The sequence below is a fragment of the Burkholderia sp. Ac-20344 genome, assembly GCF_017104975.1.
In the GTDB taxonomy this organism is placed as follows: Bacteria; Pseudomonadota; Gammaproteobacteria; order Burkholderiales; family Burkholderiaceae; genus Burkholderia.
Genome location: NZ_JAAGPP010000067.1, coordinates 26,103 through 45,844, shown reverse-complemented (window position 1 = coordinate 45,844; position 19,742 = coordinate 26,103). Strand labels below are relative to the sequence as shown.

The 19,742-nt window shown below is 66.1% G+C and carries 17 protein-coding genes and 1 other RNA gene; 13 read left to right on the top strand and 5 right to left on the bottom strand.

Annotated features, from left to right (window positions below; translation table 11 throughout):
• Positions 1-87: 87 nt before the first annotated feature.
• The 6 genes from G3N64_RS20940 (at position 88) to G3N64_RS20915 (ending at position 5,943) form a co-directional block, all read left to right on the top strand.
• On the top strand, positions 88-1,041 hold the full coding sequence (locus G3N64_RS20940) for a LysR substrate-binding domain-containing protein (RefSeq protein WP_205785626.1): 954 nt from the start codon (positions 88-90) through the stop codon (positions 1,039-1,041).
• Positions 1,042-1,319: 278 nt separating this feature from the next.
• On the top strand, positions 1,320-2,606 hold the full coding sequence (locus G3N64_RS20935; protein ID WP_205785624.1) for a Glu/Leu/Phe/Val dehydrogenase: 1,287 nt from the start codon (positions 1,320-1,322) through the stop codon (positions 2,604-2,606).
• Positions 2,607-2,825: 219 nt separating this feature from the next.
• The gene (locus tag G3N64_RS20930) at positions 2,826-3,719 is read left to right on the top strand and encodes a glutamate/aspartate ABC transporter substrate-binding protein (RefSeq protein ID WP_048026334.1); all 894 of its coding nucleotides are present in this window, start codon (positions 2,826-2,828) and stop codon (positions 3,717-3,719) included.
• 84 nt (positions 3,720-3,803) lie between these two features.
• Positions 3,804-4,544 carry an amino acid ABC transporter permease gene (locus tag G3N64_RS20925; RefSeq protein WP_205785623.1) on the top strand — a complete coding sequence of 247 codons (741 nt, stop codon included), beginning with the start codon at positions 3,804-3,806 and terminating at the stop codon, positions 4,542-4,544.
• A complete protein-coding gene (gene gltK / locus G3N64_RS20920; protein ID WP_027788373.1) occupies positions 4,544-5,221 on the top strand; it encodes a glutamate/aspartate ABC transporter permease GltK in 678 nt (225 codons plus the stop codon). Before G3N64_RS20925 ends, gltK begins: the two co-directional genes overlap by 1 nt.
• Positions 5,218-5,943: an amino acid ABC transporter ATP-binding protein gene (locus G3N64_RS20915; RefSeq protein WP_205785622.1), complete on the top strand. Its 726-nt coding sequence runs from the start codon at positions 5,218-5,220 to the stop codon at positions 5,941-5,943. The genes gltK and G3N64_RS20915 overlap by 4 nt, the downstream gene beginning before the upstream one ends.
• 92 nt (positions 5,944-6,035) lie before the next feature.
• Here the strand turns inward: G3N64_RS20915 and G3N64_RS20910 are convergent, their stop codons facing one another.
• Entirely contained in the window at positions 6,036-11,297 is a 5,262-nt protein-coding gene (locus tag G3N64_RS20910; RefSeq protein ID WP_205785621.1) for an autotransporter outer membrane beta-barrel domain-containing protein, read from the bottom strand.
• A gap of 565 nt (positions 11,298-11,862) precedes the next feature.
• Positions 11,863-12,774: a class II glutamine amidotransferase gene (locus tag G3N64_RS20905; protein ID WP_122944479.1), complete on the bottom strand. Its 912-nt coding sequence runs from the start codon at positions 12,772-12,774 to the stop codon at positions 11,863-11,865.
• A gap of 205 nt (positions 12,775-12,979) precedes the next feature.
• On the opposite strand from G3N64_RS20905, the gene pyrC reads away from it, so the two are divergent.
• The 3 genes from pyrC (at position 12,980) to rnpB (ending at position 15,355) form a co-directional block, all read left to right on the top strand.
• On the top strand, positions 12,980-14,044 hold the full coding sequence (gene pyrC / locus G3N64_RS20900; RefSeq protein ID WP_027788369.1) for a dihydroorotase: 1,065 nt from the start codon (positions 12,980-12,982) through the stop codon (positions 14,042-14,044).
• A complete protein-coding gene (locus tag G3N64_RS20895; RefSeq protein ID WP_205785620.1) occupies positions 14,041-14,931 on the top strand; it encodes a DUF3025 domain-containing protein in 891 nt (296 codons plus the stop codon). Before pyrC ends, G3N64_RS20895 begins: the two co-directional genes overlap by 4 nt.
• Before the next feature lie 12 nt (positions 14,932-14,943).
• Positions 14,944-15,355, top strand: an RNA gene (gene rnpB / locus G3N64_RS20890) — RNase P RNA component class A.
• Between the two features lie 70 nt (positions 15,356-15,425).
• Here rnpB and G3N64_RS20885 read toward each other — a convergent pair.
• Both G3N64_RS20885 and G3N64_RS20880 read right to left on the bottom strand, forming a co-directional pair.
• Positions 15,426-15,890 carry an OsmC family protein gene (locus tag G3N64_RS20885; protein ID WP_205785619.1) on the bottom strand — a complete coding sequence of 155 codons (465 nt, stop codon included), beginning with the start codon at positions 15,888-15,890 and terminating at the stop codon, positions 15,426-15,428.
• Between the two features lie 410 nt (positions 15,891-16,300).
• Complete coding sequence (locus tag G3N64_RS20880; RefSeq protein ID WP_205785618.1) at positions 16,301-16,606, bottom strand: DUF1090 family protein; 306 nt, start codon at positions 16,604-16,606, stop codon at positions 16,301-16,303.
• A 311-nt stretch (positions 16,607-16,917) separates the two neighbouring features.
• On the opposite strand from G3N64_RS20880, the gene rplM reads away from it, so the two are divergent.
• The 4 genes from rplM to erpA are packed head-to-tail and all read left to right on the top strand — an operon-like array spanning position 16,918 to position 18,340.
• Positions 16,918-17,346, top strand: a complete 429-nt coding sequence (gene rplM / locus G3N64_RS20875) for a 50S ribosomal protein L13 (protein WP_009687896.1) — start codon at positions 16,918-16,920, stop codon at positions 17,344-17,346.
• Positions 17,347-17,357: 11 nt separating this feature from the next.
• Positions 17,358-17,750 (top strand): 30S ribosomal protein S9, encoded by a 393-nt coding sequence (gene rpsI, locus G3N64_RS20870; protein WP_006476904.1) that lies wholly within the window; start codon positions 17,358-17,360, stop codon positions 17,748-17,750.
• 9 nt (positions 17,751-17,759) lie between these two features.
• Entirely contained in the window at positions 17,760-17,948 is a 189-nt protein-coding gene (locus G3N64_RS20865; protein WP_175031082.1) for a hypothetical protein, read from the top strand.
• Positions 17,949-17,968: 20 nt separating this feature from the next.
• Positions 17,969-18,340 carry an iron-sulfur cluster insertion protein ErpA gene (erpA, locus tag G3N64_RS20860; protein ID WP_205785617.1) on the top strand — a complete coding sequence of 124 codons (372 nt, stop codon included), beginning with the start codon at positions 17,969-17,971 and terminating at the stop codon, positions 18,338-18,340.
• Between the two features lie 123 nt (positions 18,341-18,463).
• On the opposite strand, the gene G3N64_RS20855 is transcribed toward erpA, so the two are convergent.
• Positions 18,464-19,624 carry an anhydro-N-acetylmuramic acid kinase gene (locus tag G3N64_RS20855; RefSeq protein ID WP_205785616.1) on the bottom strand — a complete coding sequence of 387 codons (1,161 nt, stop codon included), beginning with the start codon at positions 19,622-19,624 and terminating at the stop codon, positions 18,464-18,466.
• Positions 19,625-19,742 lie beyond the last annotated feature (118 nt).

The following is a 19,742-nucleotide window of genomic DNA, read 5'->3' as shown; positions in this document are numbered from 1 at the left end:
CGCGGCGGGGCGCCGGGCCGCCGGCCGGGCCCGCCCGCCGGTAGAATGCAGGCTTCTTCCCGACCGCCGCCCGCCGCGCCCGCCTGCATGGAACTGAAATGGCTCGAAGACTTCGTTTCGCTCGCGGAAACGCGCAGCTTTAGCCGGTCCGCGGAGCTGCGGCACGTGTCGCAGCCGGCGTTTTCGCGGCGCATCCAGGCGCTGGAGGCATGGCTCGCGACCGAACTGATCGATCGTTCGGTTTATCCGACGCGGCTCACGCAGGCCGGGCAGATCTTCTACGAACAGGCGCTGACGATGCTGTCGCAGGCGCACGAGGCGCGCACGCTGCTGCGCGGCCACGTCGGTGCGCCGGTGCCGACGATCGAGTTCGCGGTGCCGCACACGCTGTCGCTCACGTATTTCCCGCGCTGGCTGCAGCGGATCGAGGCGAAGATGGGCCAGGTCCACACGCGGCTGCGCGCGTTGAACGTGCACGATGCGGTGCTGTCGCTCGTCGAGGGCGGCTGCGATCTCGTGATGGGCTACCACCATCCGAGCCATCCGGTCGCGCTCGACCCGGCGCGCTACGACATGCTGATCCTCGGCAGCGAGCCGATCAGCCCGTTCTCGGCGCCGGGCCGCGCGGGGCGGCCGCGCTATACGCTGCCCGGCACGGCCGACGCGCGCGTGCCGTACCTGTCATATACGCCGAACGCGTATCTCGGCCGGATGACGGAGGTCATCATCGCGAATGCGACGACGCCGCTGTTCCTCGATCGCGTCTATGAAACCGACATGGCCGAAGGGTTGAAGGCAATGGCGCTCGCGGGCCACGGCGTCGCGTTCCTGCCGCACAGCGCGGTCGAGGATGCGGTCGCGAGCGGCCGCCTGATCCGGCTCGACCGGTCGGTGCGCGGCGGCGCATACCCGTTCACGCTGACGATGGAGATCCGGCTGTACTGCGACAAGCTCGTGCTGCAGGGCGACGATCCGCGGCAGAAACTCGTGCGTGCGCTGTGGGACGTCGTGCGCGACGAACTGCGCGAAACCGCAGGTTAACCGTGGGCGGTTAACCGTCGAGCGGGCGGCCCGGCCGGCTGTCGTCGGGCTTGCGGCGCCTGTCGGGCGGCTGTCCGGCGGCCGTCCCGCATCCGGGAAAGCACGATTTTTCACGCACGCGATGCACGATCGATCGCGTGCGTTCTTGCGCAATTCGACCGCAGATTTGCGAAAAATCGCGATCATGCAAGAAACGCATAATCGAATAAGCAAACGGCATTGGATAAAAAAAACGGGTTTTTCGACAATGTGCGCACCTGTTGACCGTTGGAGCATCCATGTCTTCGCAATTGCAGTCCATCCCGTCCTACCTGCACGCCGACGATCTCGGCCCGTGGGGCAACTACCTTCAGCAAGTCGATCGCGTCGCGCCGTACCTCGGCTCGCTGTCGCGCTGGCTCGAAACGCTGAAGCGCCCGAAGCGCATCCTGATCGTCGATGTGCCGATCGAGCTCGACAACGGCACCGTCGCGCATTTCGAAGGCTATCGCGTGCAGCACAACGTGTCGCGCGGCCCGGGCAAGGGCGGCGTGCGCTACCACCAGGACGTGACGCTGTCGGAAGTGATGGCACTGTCCGCATGGATGTCGGTCAAGAACGCGGCCGTGAACGTGCCGTACGGCGGCGCGAAGGGCGGTATCCGCGTCGACCCGCGCAAGCTGTCGCGTGGTGAGCTCGAGCGCGTGACGCGCCGCTACACCAGCGAAATCGGCATCATCATCGGCCCGAACACCGACATTCCGGCGCCGGACGTCAACACCAACGAACAGGTGATGGCGTGGATGATGGACACATACTCGATGAACCAGGGCCAGACGTCGACCGGCGTCGTGACCGGCAAGCCGATCGCGCTCGGCGGTTCGCTCGGCCGCAAGGAAGCGACGGGCCGCGGCGTGTTCGTCGTCGGCTGCGAAGCGGCGAAGAAGAAGGGCCTCGAGATCGAAGGCGCACGCATCGCGGTGCAGGGCTTCGGCAACGTCGGCGGCATCGCGGCGAAGCTGTTCCAGGAAGCGGGTTCGAAGGTGATCGCGGTGCAGGATCACACGGGCACGATCTACCGGCCGGCCGGCCTCGATTCGAACAAGCTGCTCGACCACGTCGCACGCACGGGCGGCGTCGCGGGCTTCGAAGGCGCGGAGCCGATGCCGAATGACGAGTTCTGGACGGTCGAAACCGACATCCTGATCCCGGCGGCACTGGAAAACCAGATCACCGAGAAGAACGCAGCGAAGATCCGCACGAAGATCATCGTCGAAGGCGCGAACGGCCCGACGACGACGGCGGCCGACGACATCCTGACCGCGAACGGCGTGCTCGTGATCCCGGACGTGATCGCGAACGCGGGCGGCGTGACCGTGTCGTACTTCGAATGGGTGCAGGATTTCTCGAGCTTCTTCTGGACGGAAGACGAGATCAACCACCGTCTCGAGCGCGTGATGCGCGAAGCGTTCTCCGGCGTGTGGGCGGTCGCGGAAGAGCACAAGGTGTCGGTGCGTACGGCGGCGTTCATCGTTGCTTGCAAGCGCATCCTGATGGCGCGCGAAATGCGTGGCCTCTACCCCTGATCGTTGACTATGATCAATTCATGACGCAATCCACCCGATTGCGGATATGAACCCTCGCGGGCGGTGCCGGATCCGGCATCGCCCGCGCGCGCATTCGGGGCGCCCGGAGCCGGGAGGAAGGCTTCGTACGGGGCGATTCGTAGTGCGGTAAACAACCAGTACTTTCAAAAATATTACTTTGATACACTGGCGCGGGTTTTAGCCAAGGAGATGACCAAAATGAAATACCAAAAGGCAGTCCTGATGGTCGCGGCGCTTTGCGCGTTCGCAAGCGGCGCGCACGCTCAGGAGACGGGCACGCTGAAGAAGATCAAGGACACGGGCGTGATCGCACTGGGACACCGCGAGTCGTCGATCCCCTTCTCCTACTATGACCAGAACCAGCAGGTGGTCGGCTATTCGCGCGAATTCCAGCTGAAGGTGGTCGACGCGGTGAAGAAGAAGCTGAACCTGCCGAACCTGCAGGTGAAGAACATCCCCGTCACGTCGCAGAACCGCATTCCGCTGGTGCAGAACGGCACGGTCGACATCGAGTGCGGTTCGACGACCAACAACACCGAACGCCAGCAGCAGGCTGCGTTCTCCGACACGATCTTCGTGATCGGCACGCGCCTGATGACGAAGAAGGATTCGGGCGTCAAGGATTTCGCCGACCTGAAGGGCAAGACGGTCGTGACCACCGCCGGCACGACGTCGGAGCGCCTGCTGCGCAAGATGAACAACGACAAGCAGCTGGGCATGAACATCATCAGCGCGAAGGATCACGGCGATTCCTTCAACACGCTGGAATCGGGCCGCGCGGTCGCGTTCATGATGGATGACGCGCTGCTCGCGGGCGAGCGTGCGAAGGCGAAGCAGCCGGGCGAGTGGGTGATCGTCGGCACGCCGCAATCGGAAGAAGCTTACGGCTGCATGATGCGCAAGGGCGACACGGACTTCAAGAAGGTCGTCGACGACGCGATCTCGCAGGTCGAGAAGTCGGGCGAAGCCGCGAAGATCTACGCGAAGTGGTTCGAGAACCCGATCCCGCCGAAGGGGCTGAACCTGAACTTCCCGCTGTCCGATTCGATGAAGAAGCTGTACGCGAACCCGAACGACAAGGCGCTCGACTGACCGCACGGCCGTTGATGCAGAAATGACGCTAATGAGACGGAAGAGGCCACGCTTCTTCCGTCTCTTTTTGCTGGAGTCTTGCCCATGTCTTACCACTGGAACTGGGGCATCTTCCTGAGCCCCGTGTCGACCGGCGAGCCGACGACTTATTTCGGATGGCTGATGTCCGGCTTCTGGGTGACGATCGAAGTGTCGCTCGTCGCCTGGGTCATCGCGCTGATCGTCGGTTCGCTGTTCGGCGTGCTGCGCACCGTGCCGAACAAATGGCTGTCCGCGATCGGCACCGTGTACGTGTCGCTCTTCCGGAACATTCCGCTGATCGTGCAGTTCTTCGTCTGGTATCTCGTGATACCGGAGCTGCTGCCTGCGTCGATCGGCACCTGGATCAAGCAGTTGCCGCCCACCACGCAGTTCTTTACCGCGTCGATCATCTGTCTCGGCCTGTTCACGGGCGCGCGCGTGTGCGAACAGGTGCGCTCGGGGATCAACGCGCTGCCGAAGGGCCAGCGCGCCGCCGGCCTCGCGATGGGCTTCACGCAATGGCAGACGTACCGCTACGTGCTGCTGCCCGTCGCGTACCGGATCATCGTGCCGCCGCTCACGTCGGAATTCCTGAACATCTTCAAGAACTCCGCCGTCGCGTCGACGATCGGCCTGCTCGACCTGTCCGCGCAGGCGCGCCAGCTCGTCGACTACACCGCGCAGACCTATGAATCGTTCATCGCGGTGACGCTCGCGTACGTGATCATCAACCTCGTCGTGATGGCGTTCATGCGCTGGATCGAAGGCCGTACGCGGCTGCCCGGCTATATCGGAGGCAAGTGATGCATCAGTTCGACTGGAGTAGTATTCCCGGCGCGATACCGACGCTGTGGACGGGGGCGATCGTCACGTTCAAGATCACGCTGATCGCGATCGTCGTCGGCATCGTCTGGGGCACGCTGCTGGCGCTGCTGCGGCTGTCCGGCGTGAAGCCGCTCGCGTGGTTCGCGAAAGCGTACGTGACGGTGTTCCGCTCGATCCCGCTCGTGATGGTGCTGCTGTGGTTCTTCCTGATCGTGCCGCAGGTGCTGCAGGGCGTGCTCGGGTTGTCGCCGACGATCGACATCCGCCTCGCGTCGGCGATGGTCGCGTTCTCGCTGTTCGAAGCCGCGTATTATTCCGAGATCATCCGCGCCGGCATCCAGGCGGTGCCGCGCGGGCAGGTGAACGCCGCGTTCGCGCTCGGCATGAACTATGCGCAGGCGATGCGCCTCGTGATCCTGCCGCAGGCGTTCCGCGCGATGGTGCCGCTGCTGCTTACGCAGGCGATCGTCCTGTTTCAGGATACGTCGCTCGTGTACGTGATCAGTCTCGCGGACTTCTTCCGCACGGCGGCCAACATCGGCGATCGCGACGGCACGACCGTCGAGATGGTCCTGTTCGCCGGCGCATGCTATTTCGTGATTTGCTCGTTGGCGTCTGCTCTCGTCAAGGGTCTCCAGAAAAAGGTCACAAGATGATTTCCATCAAGAACGTTTCGAAGTGGTACGGCCAGTTTCAGGTCCTCGCCGACTGCACGACCGAGGTCAAGAAAGGCGAAGTGGTCGTCGTGTGCGGCCCGTCGGGCTCGGGCAAGTCGACGCTGATCAAGACCGTGAACGGCCTCGAGCCGTTCCAGCAGGGCGAGATCCTCGTGAACGGCCAGTCGGTCGGCGACAAGAAGACGAACCTGTCGAAGCTGCGCTCGAAGGTCGGGATGGTGTTCCAGCATTTCGAGCTGTTCCCGCACCTGTCGATCACCGAAAACCTGACGCTCGCGCAGGTCAAGGTGCTCGGGCGCGGCAAGGACGAGGCGAACGAGAAGGGCATGAAGCTGCTCGACCGCGTCGGCCTGAAGGCGCATGCGCACAAGTTCCCGGGCCAGCTGTCGGGCGGCCAGCAGCAGCGGGTCGCGATCGCGCGCGCGCTGTCGATGGATCCGATCGCGATGCTGTTCGACGAACCGACGTCCGCGCTCGATCCCGAGATGATCAACGAAGTGCTCGACGTGATGGTCGAACTCGCGCAGGAAGGGATGACGATGATGGTCGTCACGCACGAAATGGGCTTCGCGAAGAAGGTGGCCCATCGCGTGATCTTCATGGACAAGGGCGCGATCGTCGAGGACGACCGCAAGGACGATTTCTTCTCGAATCCGAAATCGGAACGCGCGAAGGACTTCCTCGCGAAGATCCTGCACTGAGCGTGCGCGCTCGTCGGCGCTGCATGTGCGTCGATGCAAAAACCGCCCGGCCGAGCGCCGGGCGGTTTTTTTTCGTCCGCTGCTTGCGGGCGTTACCAGCTGTAGCGGTAGCCGACCTGCCCGACGATGCCGCGCCGGTAATCGCCGCCGATGTTGCGCGCGATCTTCGCGTTCGCATACAGCTCGCCCGACTTGCCGAAGCTTGCGGTCACGCCGACGCCGAGTTCGTACCACGTGCGGCCCAGATGCGTCGCGAACGGCGTGCCGCCGACGACAGTCTGTCCCGGTGACAGGAAGTCGTGCAGCACGTCGGCCGTGAAGTACGGCGTCGCGGCGCCACCGCCCGAATCCGACTGGAGGTTCGGCCGGAAGATGCGCACGCCGACGCGGCCGCGCAGCGCGTTCGTCGCCGTGCCCGATACCGCCGAGACGTTGTCATTGAACCCGTTCAGCTTCAGGTACTGAACCATCAGCTGCGCCTGCGGTTCGACCGCGACGGGCAGGCCGCCGATCGCGAACGGCTTGCCGACCTCCTGCGACAGTGCGATGCCGAAGCCGTTCTGCGACGCCTCGTTGCCGTAGCTGTCGCGATAGCGGTTACCGTAGTGCGTGACCTGCCCGACGCTGTCGAAGTACGTGCCATCGGACAGGTACTTCGTCCAGTAGCCGCCAACGCTCTGCGCGTGCATCTCGACCGAGCCCGTCGATGTCGACAGGTTGGCCGTATCGGCACGCGCGATGTCGCTGAAGCTCGCGTTCGACACGCCGATGCTGGCCGTCACGCCCGCATGCGTGCTGCCGCCGCCGTTCGGTGCCTGGTCGAGCGTCCAGTCCTTGCCGAACTGCGCGAAGAACGTGCGCTCGTCGGCCGCGAAGCGGCCTGCGTTCGCGTCGAGGCTCTGGCCGCCGATACGCCCCCACACGCCGTCGCGATTGCCGGGCTGCTGCTTTTCGAGGTTGTAGATGTCGCCGACGCGCTCGTGCAGCTTGCCGAGCGTCGAGAAGCCGTAGTCGGCGTTGAGCAGCGGCGTGAGGGCGTAGCCCGAGACGCCCGGGCGATACGCGAGCGTGCCGCCGTTCCCGTTGCCGCCGCCGTCACCGCCACCGGACGGGTGGATCGGGTCGCCGGGGTCCGACGGATCGAGTTGCGACCGCAGGTACCAGCCGTTCGCGTCGCCCTGGCCGCCGCGATAGAGCCGGTATTCGTACGCGCCCGCCTGCACGGGGCCCGCGAGCTGGAACGCCGATGCCGTGGTCGTGCCGCCGTTGGTCGTGACGACCACCGGAATCCCGTCGCCCTTCGTCTGCGCGCCGGTGCCGGCCGTGTTGGCGATCTTCAGGCCCGTCGTGCCGCTCGCGGCGCCGCCGTTCACGATCACCCGATCGGTCGGCGATGCGTCGGCGCCGAGGAACGTGTTGAGCGCGATCGTGCCGCCGTTGCCGACGTAGCTGCCGGTCGTGAGCGTCTTGTAGCTGCCCGCGAGCGTCGGCGAACCGGCCGGTGCGGCGAATGCGACGAGGCCCGCGTTGTTCAGGCTGCTCAGGACCGAGCTGCCCGTCATGCGCCACGTGCTCGTGCCGTCGACGGTCAGTGCGACCGGGTCGATCTTGCCGGTCAGCGTCGTGCCGTTCGCGAGGAACACGTTGCCGGTGCTCGATGCGTCGGAGCCGATGTCGCCGGCCAGGTTTACGGCCGATGCGGTGAAGGTGGTGTTGCTGCCGTTCGACAGGTCGAGCAGCGTGCCGTTGCCGGCCGTCACGACCGTGCCGTTGCGCACGGCGATGTCGGCCGTGCCGCCGCGCGCGGCGAAGGCCGGACCGCTGGCGGACATGACGCTGCCGCCGTCGACGAGCACCGAACTCGTCGCGCCGTTGGTGAGCGTGTCCGACGTCAGCACGCCGGCCGTCGCGCCCTTGAGCGTCGTGCCGGTCAACGCGAGCACGCCGCCGCTGTTCGCGGTCGCGCCGTTGCCGGCCGCGCTGGCGATCGTCGAACCCGTGTCGCCGATGCGCCCGCCGTTCTGCGCGACGAGGCCGTCGGCCGCCGTGCCGGCCGTGTCGATCTTCGCGCCCGACAGCAGCGCGGCCGCGCCGCCGTCTGCCACGATCGCGGACGAACCCGCGCCGGTCGTCGAGACCAGCGTGCCGTTGGCCGTCAGCGTCGACTCGGCGCCCGACACGAAGAAGCCGCGCGCGTTGTCGCCGGTGGTCCGGACGGCGGTCGCCGCATCGGTCCCGATGCGTGCGCCGGCCCCCGTTGACGACAGGCCGTCGGCGCCATCGCCGGTCGTACCGATCTGCGTGCCGGCCAGCGCGATCGTCGCGTTCGCCCCCTGGTTGTCGATCCCCTTGCCCGAGCCGCCGACCGCGATCGACGTCGTGCCGGCCGCGAGCCCGCCGCCCGTCACGGTCGAGTCGATCAGCACGCCGTCGGCGCTGCCGTTCGCGATCACGGTGCCGGCGCCCGACAGCGCGACCGAGGCGCCGGCACCCGTCAGGTGCACGCCGGCGATGCCGTCGTCGGCTTCGATCGAACCCGCGTTGGCGAGCGTCGCCGACGCACCCTGGACGAGCGCGCCGGTGCCGTCGGATACGCGAATCGTCGACGCGTTGTTCACCGTGCCGTGCGCGCCGATCACGACGCCCGTCGAGCCGGCGCCCGTCAGCAGCACCGTGTCGCGGTTCTCGAGCGTGCCGAGGTTTTGCGCGACGAAGCCCGTCACGCCGGCAGTCGACGACGTGACGGCGGCGTGGTTGGTGAGCGTCGTCGCGACCGGTGCGCCGGCATGGGCGCCTGCGAGGTCGTGCGCCTGGCCGTCGACGACGCCGGCGATCGCACCGGACGCATTCAGGTTGATCGTCGCACCCGCGTCGATCGTGCCTTGCGCGCCGCCTTCGACCGCGATTGCGATACCGTTCGCGCCGTTGACGTTGTAGGTCGCGTTGCCGGTCGACAGCACGGTGCCGGCGTCGGTCGCGAGCACGCCGTGCGCGCGCTGGCCGTTGACGTCGGTCGTCAGCGTGCCGGCCGTCGACGCGCCCGTGTAGGCCGCACCGCCCGCGACGCGGAACAGCGTCGAATCGTCGGTGTCGACGCGGAGGTGCTGCGCGGCAACGTTGATCTTCGAGCCCGCGCCATACGCGTAGAAGCCGATCTGGTTGGTGCCCGACATGAACGCAGGCACCGCATTGGCGCCGACGTCGATCGTCGCGCCCGAGCGTGCGTGCACGCCGATCGCGCCGGTGCCCGTCAGGTTGAGCGCACCGTCGAGCGTGGCTTTAGCGAGCGGCCCCTCGGCCCACACGCCGTAGTTGCGCGTGCCCGATGCGGGATCGAGGCCGCCGGCCACGTTGATCGTGCCGCTCGAGGTTGCGGCCGTCGCGGTCGCGCCGGTCCCGACGACCATGATGCCGATGCCGTTGACGCCATTCAGCGTGATGGTGCCGGTGTTGGTCACGGTCGCGGCCGTGTCGGCCGCGAGCATGCCGGCGTTGGCGAGCGGCGTGCCGGAAGCCGCGCCGTTGACGACGATCGCCCCCGTGTTGTTCAGCGTGCCGGACGACGAGCCGATGCTCGCCAGCGCGGCGCCATTCTGCGTCTGCGAGCCGATCACGATCGTGCCGAGGTTGCTCGCGGTGCCCGATGCGCCGAGCAGGATGCCGTACGCGTGCGCGGACAGCGCGACGTCGTTCGCGGCTTCCGGCGCGCCGGCATCGTACTGGGCTGCGCGGCCGAGGGTGATCGTGCCGCCGGCTTCGTTCGTGAAGCGGCCGCCGGCGACGAGGCCGCCGATCACCTGGCTGTCGAGCGTCGTCGCGTTGACGCCGACGTTGATCGTGCCGGCGTTCGATGCGGTCGCGCCGTCGGTCGCGGCCACCGCGTAGTTCCGCAGGTCCGGCTGGTTGCCGTCGAGCGTCCACGCGCCGACGTTCATCACGCCGTTGTTGACGAACGACGTGCCCGCGCCGTTCGCAAACACGCCGTTGCCTTCGGTGTACGCGTGGTAGTTGAAGTTGTTCGGCGGCGTGCTGCCGCTCGTGTCGAAGTCGTCGCCGGACGCGTACCCGGACGAGATCGCGCCGTTGTTGACGCCGCTTGCACCGCTCAGCAGGCGCACCAGCGTGAAGTCGCCCGACAGGCGCCCGTCGTTGATGAAGTGCGCGCCGTTTTCCGCGAGGACGGCCGAGCTCGAGACGACCGTGTTGGTGCCGCGGAAGTCGATCTGGCCGTCCTTGCCGATCTGCAGTGTCGCGTTCGCGCCCGTGCCGTGCATCGCCGACAGGAAATCGATCGGCAGCGTGTTCTTGTCGCCTGAGGACACGTTGTTCCGATATTGGAAGGTTTGCTGCGAGAACGTGACGGCCTGGCTGAGCGCGCTGTCGTAGGCGGCCTGCGAGCCGAGCGCGCCGCTTTGCACCGAGCGCACGAGAAAGTCGTTGTACGCGGCGAGCGATGCGGCGTCGGTGACCTTCCACGTGCTGCCGTCGAACGCGGTGAAGGTGTCCGCGTAGGCCGGGACGTCGAGCTGGCGGCTGCCGATGGCGCCGCCGTCCGCAAGGTAGTCGCCGGTGGTGAACCGGATCTGGTTGCGCGAGTTCCAGTTGACGGTGCTTGTCGTGGCGCCCGTGCCGTCCGCGAAGGTCAGGTCGGTCCCCTTCGCGGCCATCGAGATCGCGTTGCCGGCTGCATCGGGCGCGTTCGCCGCATTGCCGATCGACACGTTGAGCGTACCGCCGGTGGCGGTGACGGTGCCGATGCGCGTGTTCACATACTGATCGCCGTTTACATCGTGATAGACGGGCACCGCGGTCGCGCTGGCCGTCGACGCGGAGAACGCGGACGAGTCGTAGGTCGCGACCGACGTGTGGGTGCCGGTGATCGAGTCGGGCGTGCTGACGCTGTGCGTCTTGCCGCCGAGCGACAGCAGCGGCTGGTTCGGGCTGCCCGACACGATGGTCGTGCTGCCGATCGGCGTGAGCGTGTAGCCCGGGTCGCCGCCGGCGCCGGTCCACGCGCCCGACACACCGATGATGTCGCCGCCCGAGACGGTGGCGGAGCCTGCCAGGTTGTCGTTGACGGTCGGGCTGAAACTGCCGGGCGTGCAAGTGCCGCCGTTCGCGACGGCCGTGCCGCCGCCGCAGGTCGATGCATGCGCGGAGCCGGCCGACAGCGCGGCCAGCAACGCGCCGACTGCCGCGATGCGAGGCGAGACCCGGCGTGTTGCCGCGTGTGCGGCGCGGCGGCTCGTGCAGGATGAGCTACCCGAACGCTTGCCGCGCGCCCGTGCCGTTTCCGCAGCCGCGACCCAGCAGCCGGTGGTTTCGCTCCATATCGATCGAAATGAATGATTCACGACAAGCCCCTCTCTCTTGTTTTGATGTGGTTTTCACTGCGGTGCAGTGAAATCGCAATCCGCGGTGGAGAATGGCGTGAATGGGTGTGCGGCGGTCGTGGCCGTTTCTCCACCCATCGCGATTCGTTACACCGAGGATGAGCGGAGTCTACTGATCGGGAGGTGGTTGATTGTCGGGAAGCTAACAAATGCGGCAATCACGCCGTTTTCGTTTGATATTTTTAGATTGTGTGACGAATCGAACTGAAAGCCTTGGTGGATAAGGATTTTGCCGATTTTATCCGTGTGACATCGTGATCGCCGGATCGGTAGGGTGGCGCACGGTTTGAGTCAGGTTGATGCGTTAAAATGCGGTTTCCGGATTGTATGTATTCTGGTTTTGCGATTTATTTATTTCTTGCTTTAATCGTTTTCGATTGGAAATGAATTAAATCAAGCGAATGCTGCGTGACGTCGCTCCGAGATACCGCGATGCGGCCCGGATGAAACGGAATCGGCGTGGGGCGAGCGATATGTTCCGGCGGCAAGCGTCACGGAATCGTGTGCGTGAAACAGCCCGCCGCGCTCAGAAGTCGATCGCGTCGTCGGAGTCGACGTCGGCCGCGGTGGCGAGCGCCTCGCGTGCGTCGCGCGGCGCCGACGCCGATGCGTCGAGCGCCGGATTGCGCAGTTTCTCGAGCACGCGCTCGGGCACCGGAATCCGCATCCGCGCGGCGACGTCGCCGCACTGGAACATGATCAGCTCGCCCGGCTCGAACGCGGTCCACACCTCGTTGTCGGTGAGCGGCTGCGTCGCGATCACCGCGACGCGATCCTCGGGCGTCGTGTATTTCGCGAAGTCGATCGACAGGTCTTCGTCGACAAGGTGCGCGGTCGAGAACGGCCAGCGCCGCACGAGGTAGTGCAGCCGCGTCGAGCAGTGCGCGAACAGCGCCTGGCCGTTCGACATCAGGAAATTGAATACGCCGTGATCGGTGATGCCGCGCGTGAGCTCGCCGACGCGCTCGAACAGTTCGGGCAGCGGCGGCTGCGCGCCGGGGAACGCTTCGCGCAGCCCCTGCATCAGCACGCAGAACGCCTGTTCGCTGTCGGTCGTGCCGACCGGATGGTAGACGCTGCCGTCCATGTCCGGTGCGTAGTCCTGCAGGTCGCCGTTATGCGCGAAGATCCAGTGCCGGCCCCACAGCTCGCGCATGAACGGATGGCTGTTCTCGAGCAGGATGTGGCCTTGCGTGGCCTTGCGGATGTGCGCGATCGTGTTCTTGGACTTGATCGGGTAGCGCTTCACCATTTCGGCGATCGGCGATGTGGCCGATGCCTGGTGATCGATGAACAGGCGGCAGGCTTTATCTTCGAAGAACGCGATGCCCCAGCCGTCGGCATGGTGATCGGTGAGCCCGCCCCGGGCCGCAAAACCTGTGAAGGAGAATGTGACGTCCGTCGGCGCGGCGCAGTTCATTCCTAAGAGTTGGCACATTTTACGTGGGGCAGCAGGCTGAGGCGGGGGGTAACGAACCGGGCGAACCCCGGTACAATGCGGCTTCTAGCATATCACCGAGCCCTGAGCGGTAAAAAGCGGATTCCGCCGGCCGAAGGCCCCGTGTTGCGGTTTGCCGTCAGTCGGCCCGCGCACGCGCGTTCCGGCCCCGCCGATGGCCCGGCCGTTCCTCACGACGCCTCCTATGACTGCCTCGAACGCTTCCTCCCCGGCGACGCTCTCGCTCGCCCGTCCCGACGACTGGCACCTGCACCTGCGAGACGGCGACATGCTGGCCGCCGTGCTGCCGCACACCGCGCGCCAGTTCGGTCGCGCGATCGTCATGCCGAACCTGAAGCCGCCGGTGACGACCACCGCGCAGGCGCAGGCTTATCGCGAGCGCATCCTCGCCGCGCTGCCGGCCGGGATGACGTTCGAACCGCTGATGACGCTGTATCTGACCGACAACACGCCGCCCGACGAGATCCGCCGCGCGCGCGAAAGCGGCTTCGTGCACGGCGTGAAGCTGTATCCGGCCGGCGCGACGACGAATTCCGACCACGGCGTCACCGATCTCGCGAAATGCGCGAAGACGCTCGAGGCGATGCAGGAAACCGGCATGCCGCTGCTCGTGCACGGCGAGGTGACCGATGCGTCGATCGACCTGTTCGACCGCGAGAAGGTCTTCATCGATCGCGTGATGACGCCGCTTCGCCGCGATTTCCCGGGCCTGAAGGTCGTGTTCGAGCACATCACGACGAAGGACGCGGCCGACTACGTGCGCGACGCCGACGCGGCACCCGGCCTGCTCGGCGCGACGATCACCGCGCATCACCTGCTGTACAACCGCAATGCACTGTTCGTCGGCGGGATTCGCCCGCATTACTACTGCCTGCCGGTGCTGAAGCGCGAGACGCATCGCGTCGCGCTGGTCGAGGCCGCGACGTCGGGCAACCCGCGCTTCTTCCTCGGTACCGACAGCGCGCCGCATGCGCGCGACGCGAAGGAAACCGCGTGCGGCTGCGCGGGCTGCTACACGGCGCTGCACGCGCTCGAGCTGTATGCGGAAGCGTTCGACCACGCCGGCGCGCTCGACAAGCTGGAAGGCTTCGCGAGCTTCTTCGGCGCCGATTTCTACGGGCTGCCGCGCAGCGCCGAGACGGTCACGCTGCGTCGCGAGGCATGGGAACTGCCGCGCGAGATCTTCGCAGGCGATACGCCGGTCGTGCCGCTGCGTGGCGGCGAGACGATCGGCTGGAAACTGGCGTGACGGTCGCGCCGCCGCGCGAACCTGGCCACACGGCCGGCAGCGGGGCGGCTTATTTTGCGCGGATCGACTGGTCCGTGCCGTGGCTCACGCCCTACGTGGGGCCCGGCCGTGTCGCACAGGCGGCTGCGCGGGCGGGCGAGGCCGCGCTGCTTGACGCGCTGAACGGCGTGTTGAGCGACACCGGGCCCGATGGCCCGCGCGTCAGCGGCCGCGGCCGGCCGCTGCGGTTCGTGCCGCAGGCCGCGTTGCCGCCCGGCGTCGCGTACGAGACCCATATCGCGGAGACGGGCGGCGTCCCGACCCGCCACAATCTGCACGACTTCTTCAACGCACTCGTCTGGTTCGCGTATCCGAGCATCAAGGCCGCGCTGAATGCGCGCCAGGCCGCGGCGATCGGCGCGGCGGGCGGTGTCGGCCCCGTGCGCGGCACGCTGCGCGACGCACTTACGCTGTTCGACGAGAACGCCGCGCTGTTCGTGACGGCCGACCGCGCACTCGCCGACGCACTGCGCAGATTCGACTGGCCGCGGCTGCTGGTCGCCGCGCGCGATGCGTGGGGCACGCGCTGCGAGGCGCGGCTCGTCGGCCATGCGCTGCTCGAGAAGCTCGTCGCGCCCTACAAGTCCTGCACCGCGCATACGTGGATCGTCGAAGTGAGCGCCGACTATTTTTCGTGGCCCGACGCGCAACGCATCGCGCATGTCGACGCGCGTGTCGCCGCCGAACTCGCGACGCGCGACCTGACGAGCCGCGCTTTCGCACCGCTCCCGGTGCTCGGCGTGCCGGGCTGGTGCGATGCGAATGCCAAGGCCGCGTTCTACGACGATCCGGCCGTATTCCGCAGTGGCCGCCGCGCACGTGCTGCCGACGGCGGCGCGCAGTGCTAGAATGCGCGTCGCAAAGCAGGCTAGGCAGTCGCGGCCTCGCCGCCTTCGGGCGCGCGGGGGCGAGGAAAGTCCGGACTCCACAGGGCAGGGTGATGGCTAACGGCCATCCGTGGCGACACGCGGAACAGGGCAACAGAAAGCAAACCGCCGATGGCCCGGCGCAAGCCGGGATCAGGTAAGGGTGAAACGGTGCGGTAAGAGCGCACCGCGGCGACGGCGACGTTCGCCGGCACGGTAACCTCCACCCGGAGCAATTCCAAGTAGGCAGGCGCGCATTTTCGGATGCAGGACGGGGCCCCCGTCTCGTCTGCGGGTAGGAAGCTTGAGCGCGTCAGCAATGGCGCGCCTAGAGGAATGGCTGCCACGCGTTGCGTGCTTCGGCGCGCAGCGTGCACAGAATCCGGCTTATCGGCCTGCTTTGCCGCTCGAATGCGAAAGGGCCGGCGTCTCCTCACGGAGCGCCGGCCCTTTTTTCATGCGTGCTCGCCGTGCGTTCAGGCAGCGACGATGTCGAACGAATGCGTGAGTTCGGCCGTCTTCGCGATCATGATCGACGCGGAGCAATACTTGTCGTGCGACAGGTTGATCGCGCGTTCGACCGTGGCCGGGTTCAGGTTGCGGCCGGTGACGGTGAAGTGGAAGTGCACCTTCGTGAACACCTTCGGGTCTTCGCTCGCGCGCTCGGCCTTCAGCGTGACCGAGCAGCCGCTGACTTCCTGGCGGCTCTTCTTCAGGATCAGCACGACGTCATAGGCCGTGCAGCCGCCGGTGCCGAGCAGCACCATTTCCATCGGGCGCGGCGCGAGATTGTGGCCGCCGCCTTCGGGCGCGCCATCCATCGTGACGAGGTGGCCGCTGCCGGTCTCGGCGGAAAACGCCATGCCGTCCTGGCCCATCCAGCTTACTTTGCATTCCATGCTTGCACTCCAGCTTTGCCTGATTCGGATTCGATCCGGCATTGTAGCCCGCTGCGCAACGGTCGGCTGATGCGCTGCACGACGCACGATGGAGGCACCGCGCGAGCGGCGCGCAGGACGGCCAATTACCCTTCGGATTTAGGGGTTTTGCTCTAGAGGCGGGCGGTTTGCGATCGTGCTGGTCGATGGCATGTGATTGATTTCAAAGGAAAAGCAATTTTTTCAAACATGTCGCCCAAAATTTCGCATTATGGTTTTTGATTTCGCGATGCAAATTTTCTTGTGAAGTTGGCGGCACGTTCATATAATGAGCCTCATTGGTTGTCGCGCTGCGGCAACCTCCGAATGTCTCCTCCACCCTCCTCCAATGGTGGATTAAGCCCGAACCAGCCGTTCGGGCTTTTTTTCGTCTCATGCAAACATCGGCATGCGGCTTGCACGCCCCGGCATCGTCAGGCGGGCTGCCTTGCGGCCGGCTGCGACGTCGCGGCCGGCGGCGTGCCGGGCGAGCGTGCCTCGGGTGCCGGCGCGCGGACGGCGGACGCATGGCCGTGGCCGCGTGCGCAGAAGTGGCGGACGCGTTCGCGCACCGCGCGTAGGCGGGCGACACGATCCTCGGCATGGGCGGCGCGGGCTTCGGCAACGCGTATATCGAGCGCGTCGAGCTTGGCTTCGCAGTCGGTGCGGGCGGCGACGGCAGGCGCCGCGGCGGCCAGCAGTGCGGCCGCAAGGAAGGGCGTAAGTCGTTGATTCATCATGCTTGTTTGTTGTTTTCCAGATTCGGCCGGTCTGGCGCGGCAAGGTCATGTGCCGCGCGTCGATGGGTGCCTCCCCGGGCGCTCGGTTCGCCTGGCTTGTCGGGGCACGAACGAATTTTGGCCCATTTCGGCCGCCGTGAACACGGGACGTGGATTCTCTTTGACCGCCTGTCCGTATTTCCTTTATAATTCAGGGCTTTTCCGCATTCATGCCCACGGAAAAAGAACAGGGAGAGCCTGCACCGCGCCTCGAAGCGCACACAGACAAGCAGGAAGAACACATCGGGCAAAGCAATTTTTTTGGATCGATCATGAAGACGTTTTCCGCAAAAGCCCATGAGGTGACGCGCGAATGGTACGTGATTGACGCGACGGATAAGGTTCTCGGCCGTGTTGCCAGCGAAGTGGCACGCCGTCTGCGCGGCAAGCACAAGCCTGAGTTCACCCCGCACGTCGACACTGGTGATTTCATCATCATCATCAACGCAAGCAAGTTGAAGGTCACGGGCAACAAGACGCTGGACAAGAAGTACTACCGTCACTCGGGCTACCCGGGCGGTATCTATGAAACGACGTTCGGCAAGATGCAAGAACGCTTCCCGGGCCGCGCGCTCGAGAAGGCGGTCAAGGGCATGCTGCCGAAGGGCCCGCTCGGCTACGCAATGATCAAGAAGCTGAAGGTCTACGCTGAAGCTACGCATCCGCATTCGGCGCAACAGCCGAAGGCGCTCGAGATCTAAGGGGAGCCCACATGATCGGTAACTGGAACTACGGTACGGGCCGCCGCAAGAGCGCTGTCGCACGTGTCTTCATCAAGGCTGGCAAGGGCGACATCATCGTCAACGGCAAGCCCATCGCTGACTACTTCTCGCGCGAAACGTCGCTGATGATCGTGCGTCAACCGCTGGAACTCACGAACCACGGCCAGACGTTCGACATCAAGGTCAACGTCAACGGCGGCGGCGAAACGGGTCAGGCAGGTGCAGTGCGCCACGGCATCACCCGTGCACTGATCGACTACGATGCGACGCTGAAGCCGTCGCTGTCGAGCGCAGGCTTCGTCACGCGCGATGCACGTGAAGTCGAGCGTAAGAAGGTCGGTCTGCGCAAGGCACGCCGCGCCAAGCAGTTCTCGAAGCGTTAATTCCGCTTCATGGCCTCGCCGCTCCCGGGCGGCGTCCGCCGGAAAAACCGCCAGCTTTCGCGCTGGCGGTTTTTTTATGTCCGCTTTCAGGCGCGTGCTGCCGCGGCCCGCGCGGGCGCGTTTGATGAAATCGACAAGAACCTATTGATTTCATGGACTTCAGCACGATCTTCTGATCGGCCCTACAATAGCGGCTAAAGCTTTTTGGAGAGTTCGCAATGAACGCTGTTACCGAATCCGCAGCAACGACGGCCGAAATGCCGGTTCCGTTCGTCTTCACCGACGCCGCGGCCGACAAGGTCAAGCAACTGATCGACGAAGAGGGCAATCCCGACCTGAAGCTGCGCGTGTTCGTGCAGGGCGGCGGCTGCTCCGGCTTCCAGTATGGCTTCACGTTCGACGAGGACGTCAACGAGGACGACACCGTGATGAACAAGAACGGCGTCCAGCTCCTGATCGACTCGATGAGCTACCAGTACTTGGTCGGCGCCGAGATCGACTACAAGGACGACCTCAACGGCGCCCAGTTCGTGATCAAGAACCCGAACGCGACCACCACCTGCGGGTGCGGCTCGTCGTTCTCGGTCTGAGCGCACGGCAGATCCGATCCGGTTCGCCGGGATAAAAAACGGGGCTTCATGCCCCGTTTTTTATGCCCCTATGCCCTATGTCATGCCAAAAAACGCGCCCGCTGCGCGGCAGGCGGCATCGCGTCAGCGCGGATAGAGCGCGCCGAGCACGCGATTGCCGGCTGCACCGGTGACCGTCGCGAGATTGCCGGGCTGGCGCGCGGTGAAGCGGTAGGCGAGCCATGCGAACGCGAGCGCCTCGACCTGTTGAGGCGGCACGCCGAGCGCGGCAGTCGTATCGACCGAGGCCGGCACGCCGGCCTCGCGCAGCGCGTTCCGAAGCGCGTCGAGCAGCACCGGATTGCGTGCGCCGCCGCCGCAGACGAACACAGCCTTGCAGCCCGCTGCGTGCTGTGCGATCTCGCGTGCAACCGACACGGCGGTGAGCGCGGTGAGGGTCGCCTGCACGTCCTGCGGCGCGACCTGTGCGAACGCGGCGAGCTTCGCGTCGAGCCACGCGGGATTGAACAGGTCGCGCCCGGTGCTTTTCGGCGGCGGTGCAGCGAAGTACGGCTCGTCGAGCAGCGCGGCGAGCAGCGGCGCATGGACGGTGCCGTGCGCGGCGAATTTGCCGCCGTCGTCGTACGGCTTGCCGAGATGCCGGGTTGCCCATTCGTCGAGCAGCGCATTCGCGGGGCCGCAGTCGAAGCCGCGCACGTCGCCGCGCTTCTCGTCCCTATCGCCGGGCAGGATCGTGATGTTGCTGATCCCGCCGAGATTGCAGACGACGCGCGTCTCGCCCGGCGCACCGAACACAGTGGCATGGAAGGCCGGCGCGAGCGGCGCGCCGTGGCCGCCCGCGGCGACATCGCGGCTGCGGAAATCGGCGATCACGTCGACCTGGGCCAGCTCGGCGAGCAGCGCCGGGTTGTTGATCTGCCGCGTATAGCCGCGCTCGGGGCGATGGCGCACCGTCTGGCCGTGCACGCCGATCGCGCGGATCTCGTCGCGCGACAGCCCGGCCGTACGCTGCAATTCGTGACAGCACACTGCATAGCGCGCGACGAGCGCGTTCGCCGCGAGCGATTCGCGGTCGATCTCGTCGCCGCCGGGCTGCTGCAGCGCGAACAGCGCGTCGCGCAGCGATTGCGCAAAGCCGACGAACGCTTCCGCGAGCACCACCGGCGCACGGCCGGCCTCGAAACGCACGGCGACGCCATCGACGCCGTCCATGCTGGTTCCCGACATCAGCCCGAAGTAGATGCCGTCGGCCGGATGGGCGTTTTGCGGCTGTCGTTGCGGCACGTTGGGTTCTCCTGGATCGTGCGGCGCGGGCCGGTGCCGCGCGCCTTGCGCCCGATTATCCGCGCAACGTGACGCGCCGTTAAGCGATGCGCGCGCAAGTTATGGGAAAATCCCTGTT

Excerpts from the sequence above, each read along its gene's own strand:
- G3N64_RS20940 (WP_205785626.1), top strand. The coding sequence starts at position 88 with ATGGAACTGAAATGGCTCGAAGACTTCGTTTCGCTCGCGGAAACGCGC.
- G3N64_RS20935 (WP_205785624.1), top strand. The coding sequence starts at position 1,320 with ATGTCTTCGCAATTGCAGTCCATCCCGTCCTACCTGCACGCCGACGAT.
- G3N64_RS20930 (WP_048026334.1), top strand. The coding sequence starts at position 2,826 with ATGAAATACCAAAAGGCAGTCCTGATGGTCGCGGCGCTTTGCGCGTTC.
- G3N64_RS20925 (WP_205785623.1), top strand. The coding sequence starts at position 3,804 with ATGTCTTACCACTGGAACTGGGGCATCTTCCTGAGCCCCGTGTCGACC.
- gltK (WP_027788373.1), top strand. The coding sequence starts at position 4,544 with ATGCATCAGTTCGACTGGAGTAGTATTCCCGGCGCGATACCGACGCTG.
- G3N64_RS20915 (WP_205785622.1), top strand. The coding sequence starts at position 5,218 with ATGATTTCCATCAAGAACGTTTCGAAGTGGTACGGCCAGTTTCAGGTC.
- G3N64_RS20905 (WP_122944479.1), bottom strand. The coding sequence starts at position 12,774 with ATGTGCCAACTCTTAGGAATGAACTGCGCCGCGCCGACGGACGTCACA.
- pyrC (WP_027788369.1), top strand. The coding sequence starts at position 12,980 with ATGACTGCCTCGAACGCTTCCTCCCCGGCGACGCTCTCGCTCGCCCGT.
- G3N64_RS20885 (WP_205785619.1), bottom strand. The coding sequence starts at position 15,890 with ATGCCGGATCGAATCCGAATCAGGCAAAGCTGGAGTGCAAGCATGGAA.
- G3N64_RS20880 (WP_205785618.1), bottom strand. The coding sequence starts at position 16,606 with ATGATGAATCAACGACTTACGCCCTTCCTTGCGGCCGCACTGCTGGCC.
- rplM (WP_009687896.1), top strand. The coding sequence starts at position 16,918 with ATGAAGACGTTTTCCGCAAAAGCCCATGAGGTGACGCGCGAATGGTAC.
- rpsI (WP_006476904.1), top strand. The coding sequence starts at position 17,358 with ATGATCGGTAACTGGAACTACGGTACGGGCCGCCGCAAGAGCGCTGTC.
- G3N64_RS20865 (WP_175031082.1), top strand. The coding sequence starts at position 17,760 with ATGGCCTCGCCGCTCCCGGGCGGCGTCCGCCGGAAAAACCGCCAGCTT.
- erpA (WP_205785617.1), top strand. The coding sequence starts at position 17,969 with ATGAACGCTGTTACCGAATCCGCAGCAACGACGGCCGAAATGCCGGTT.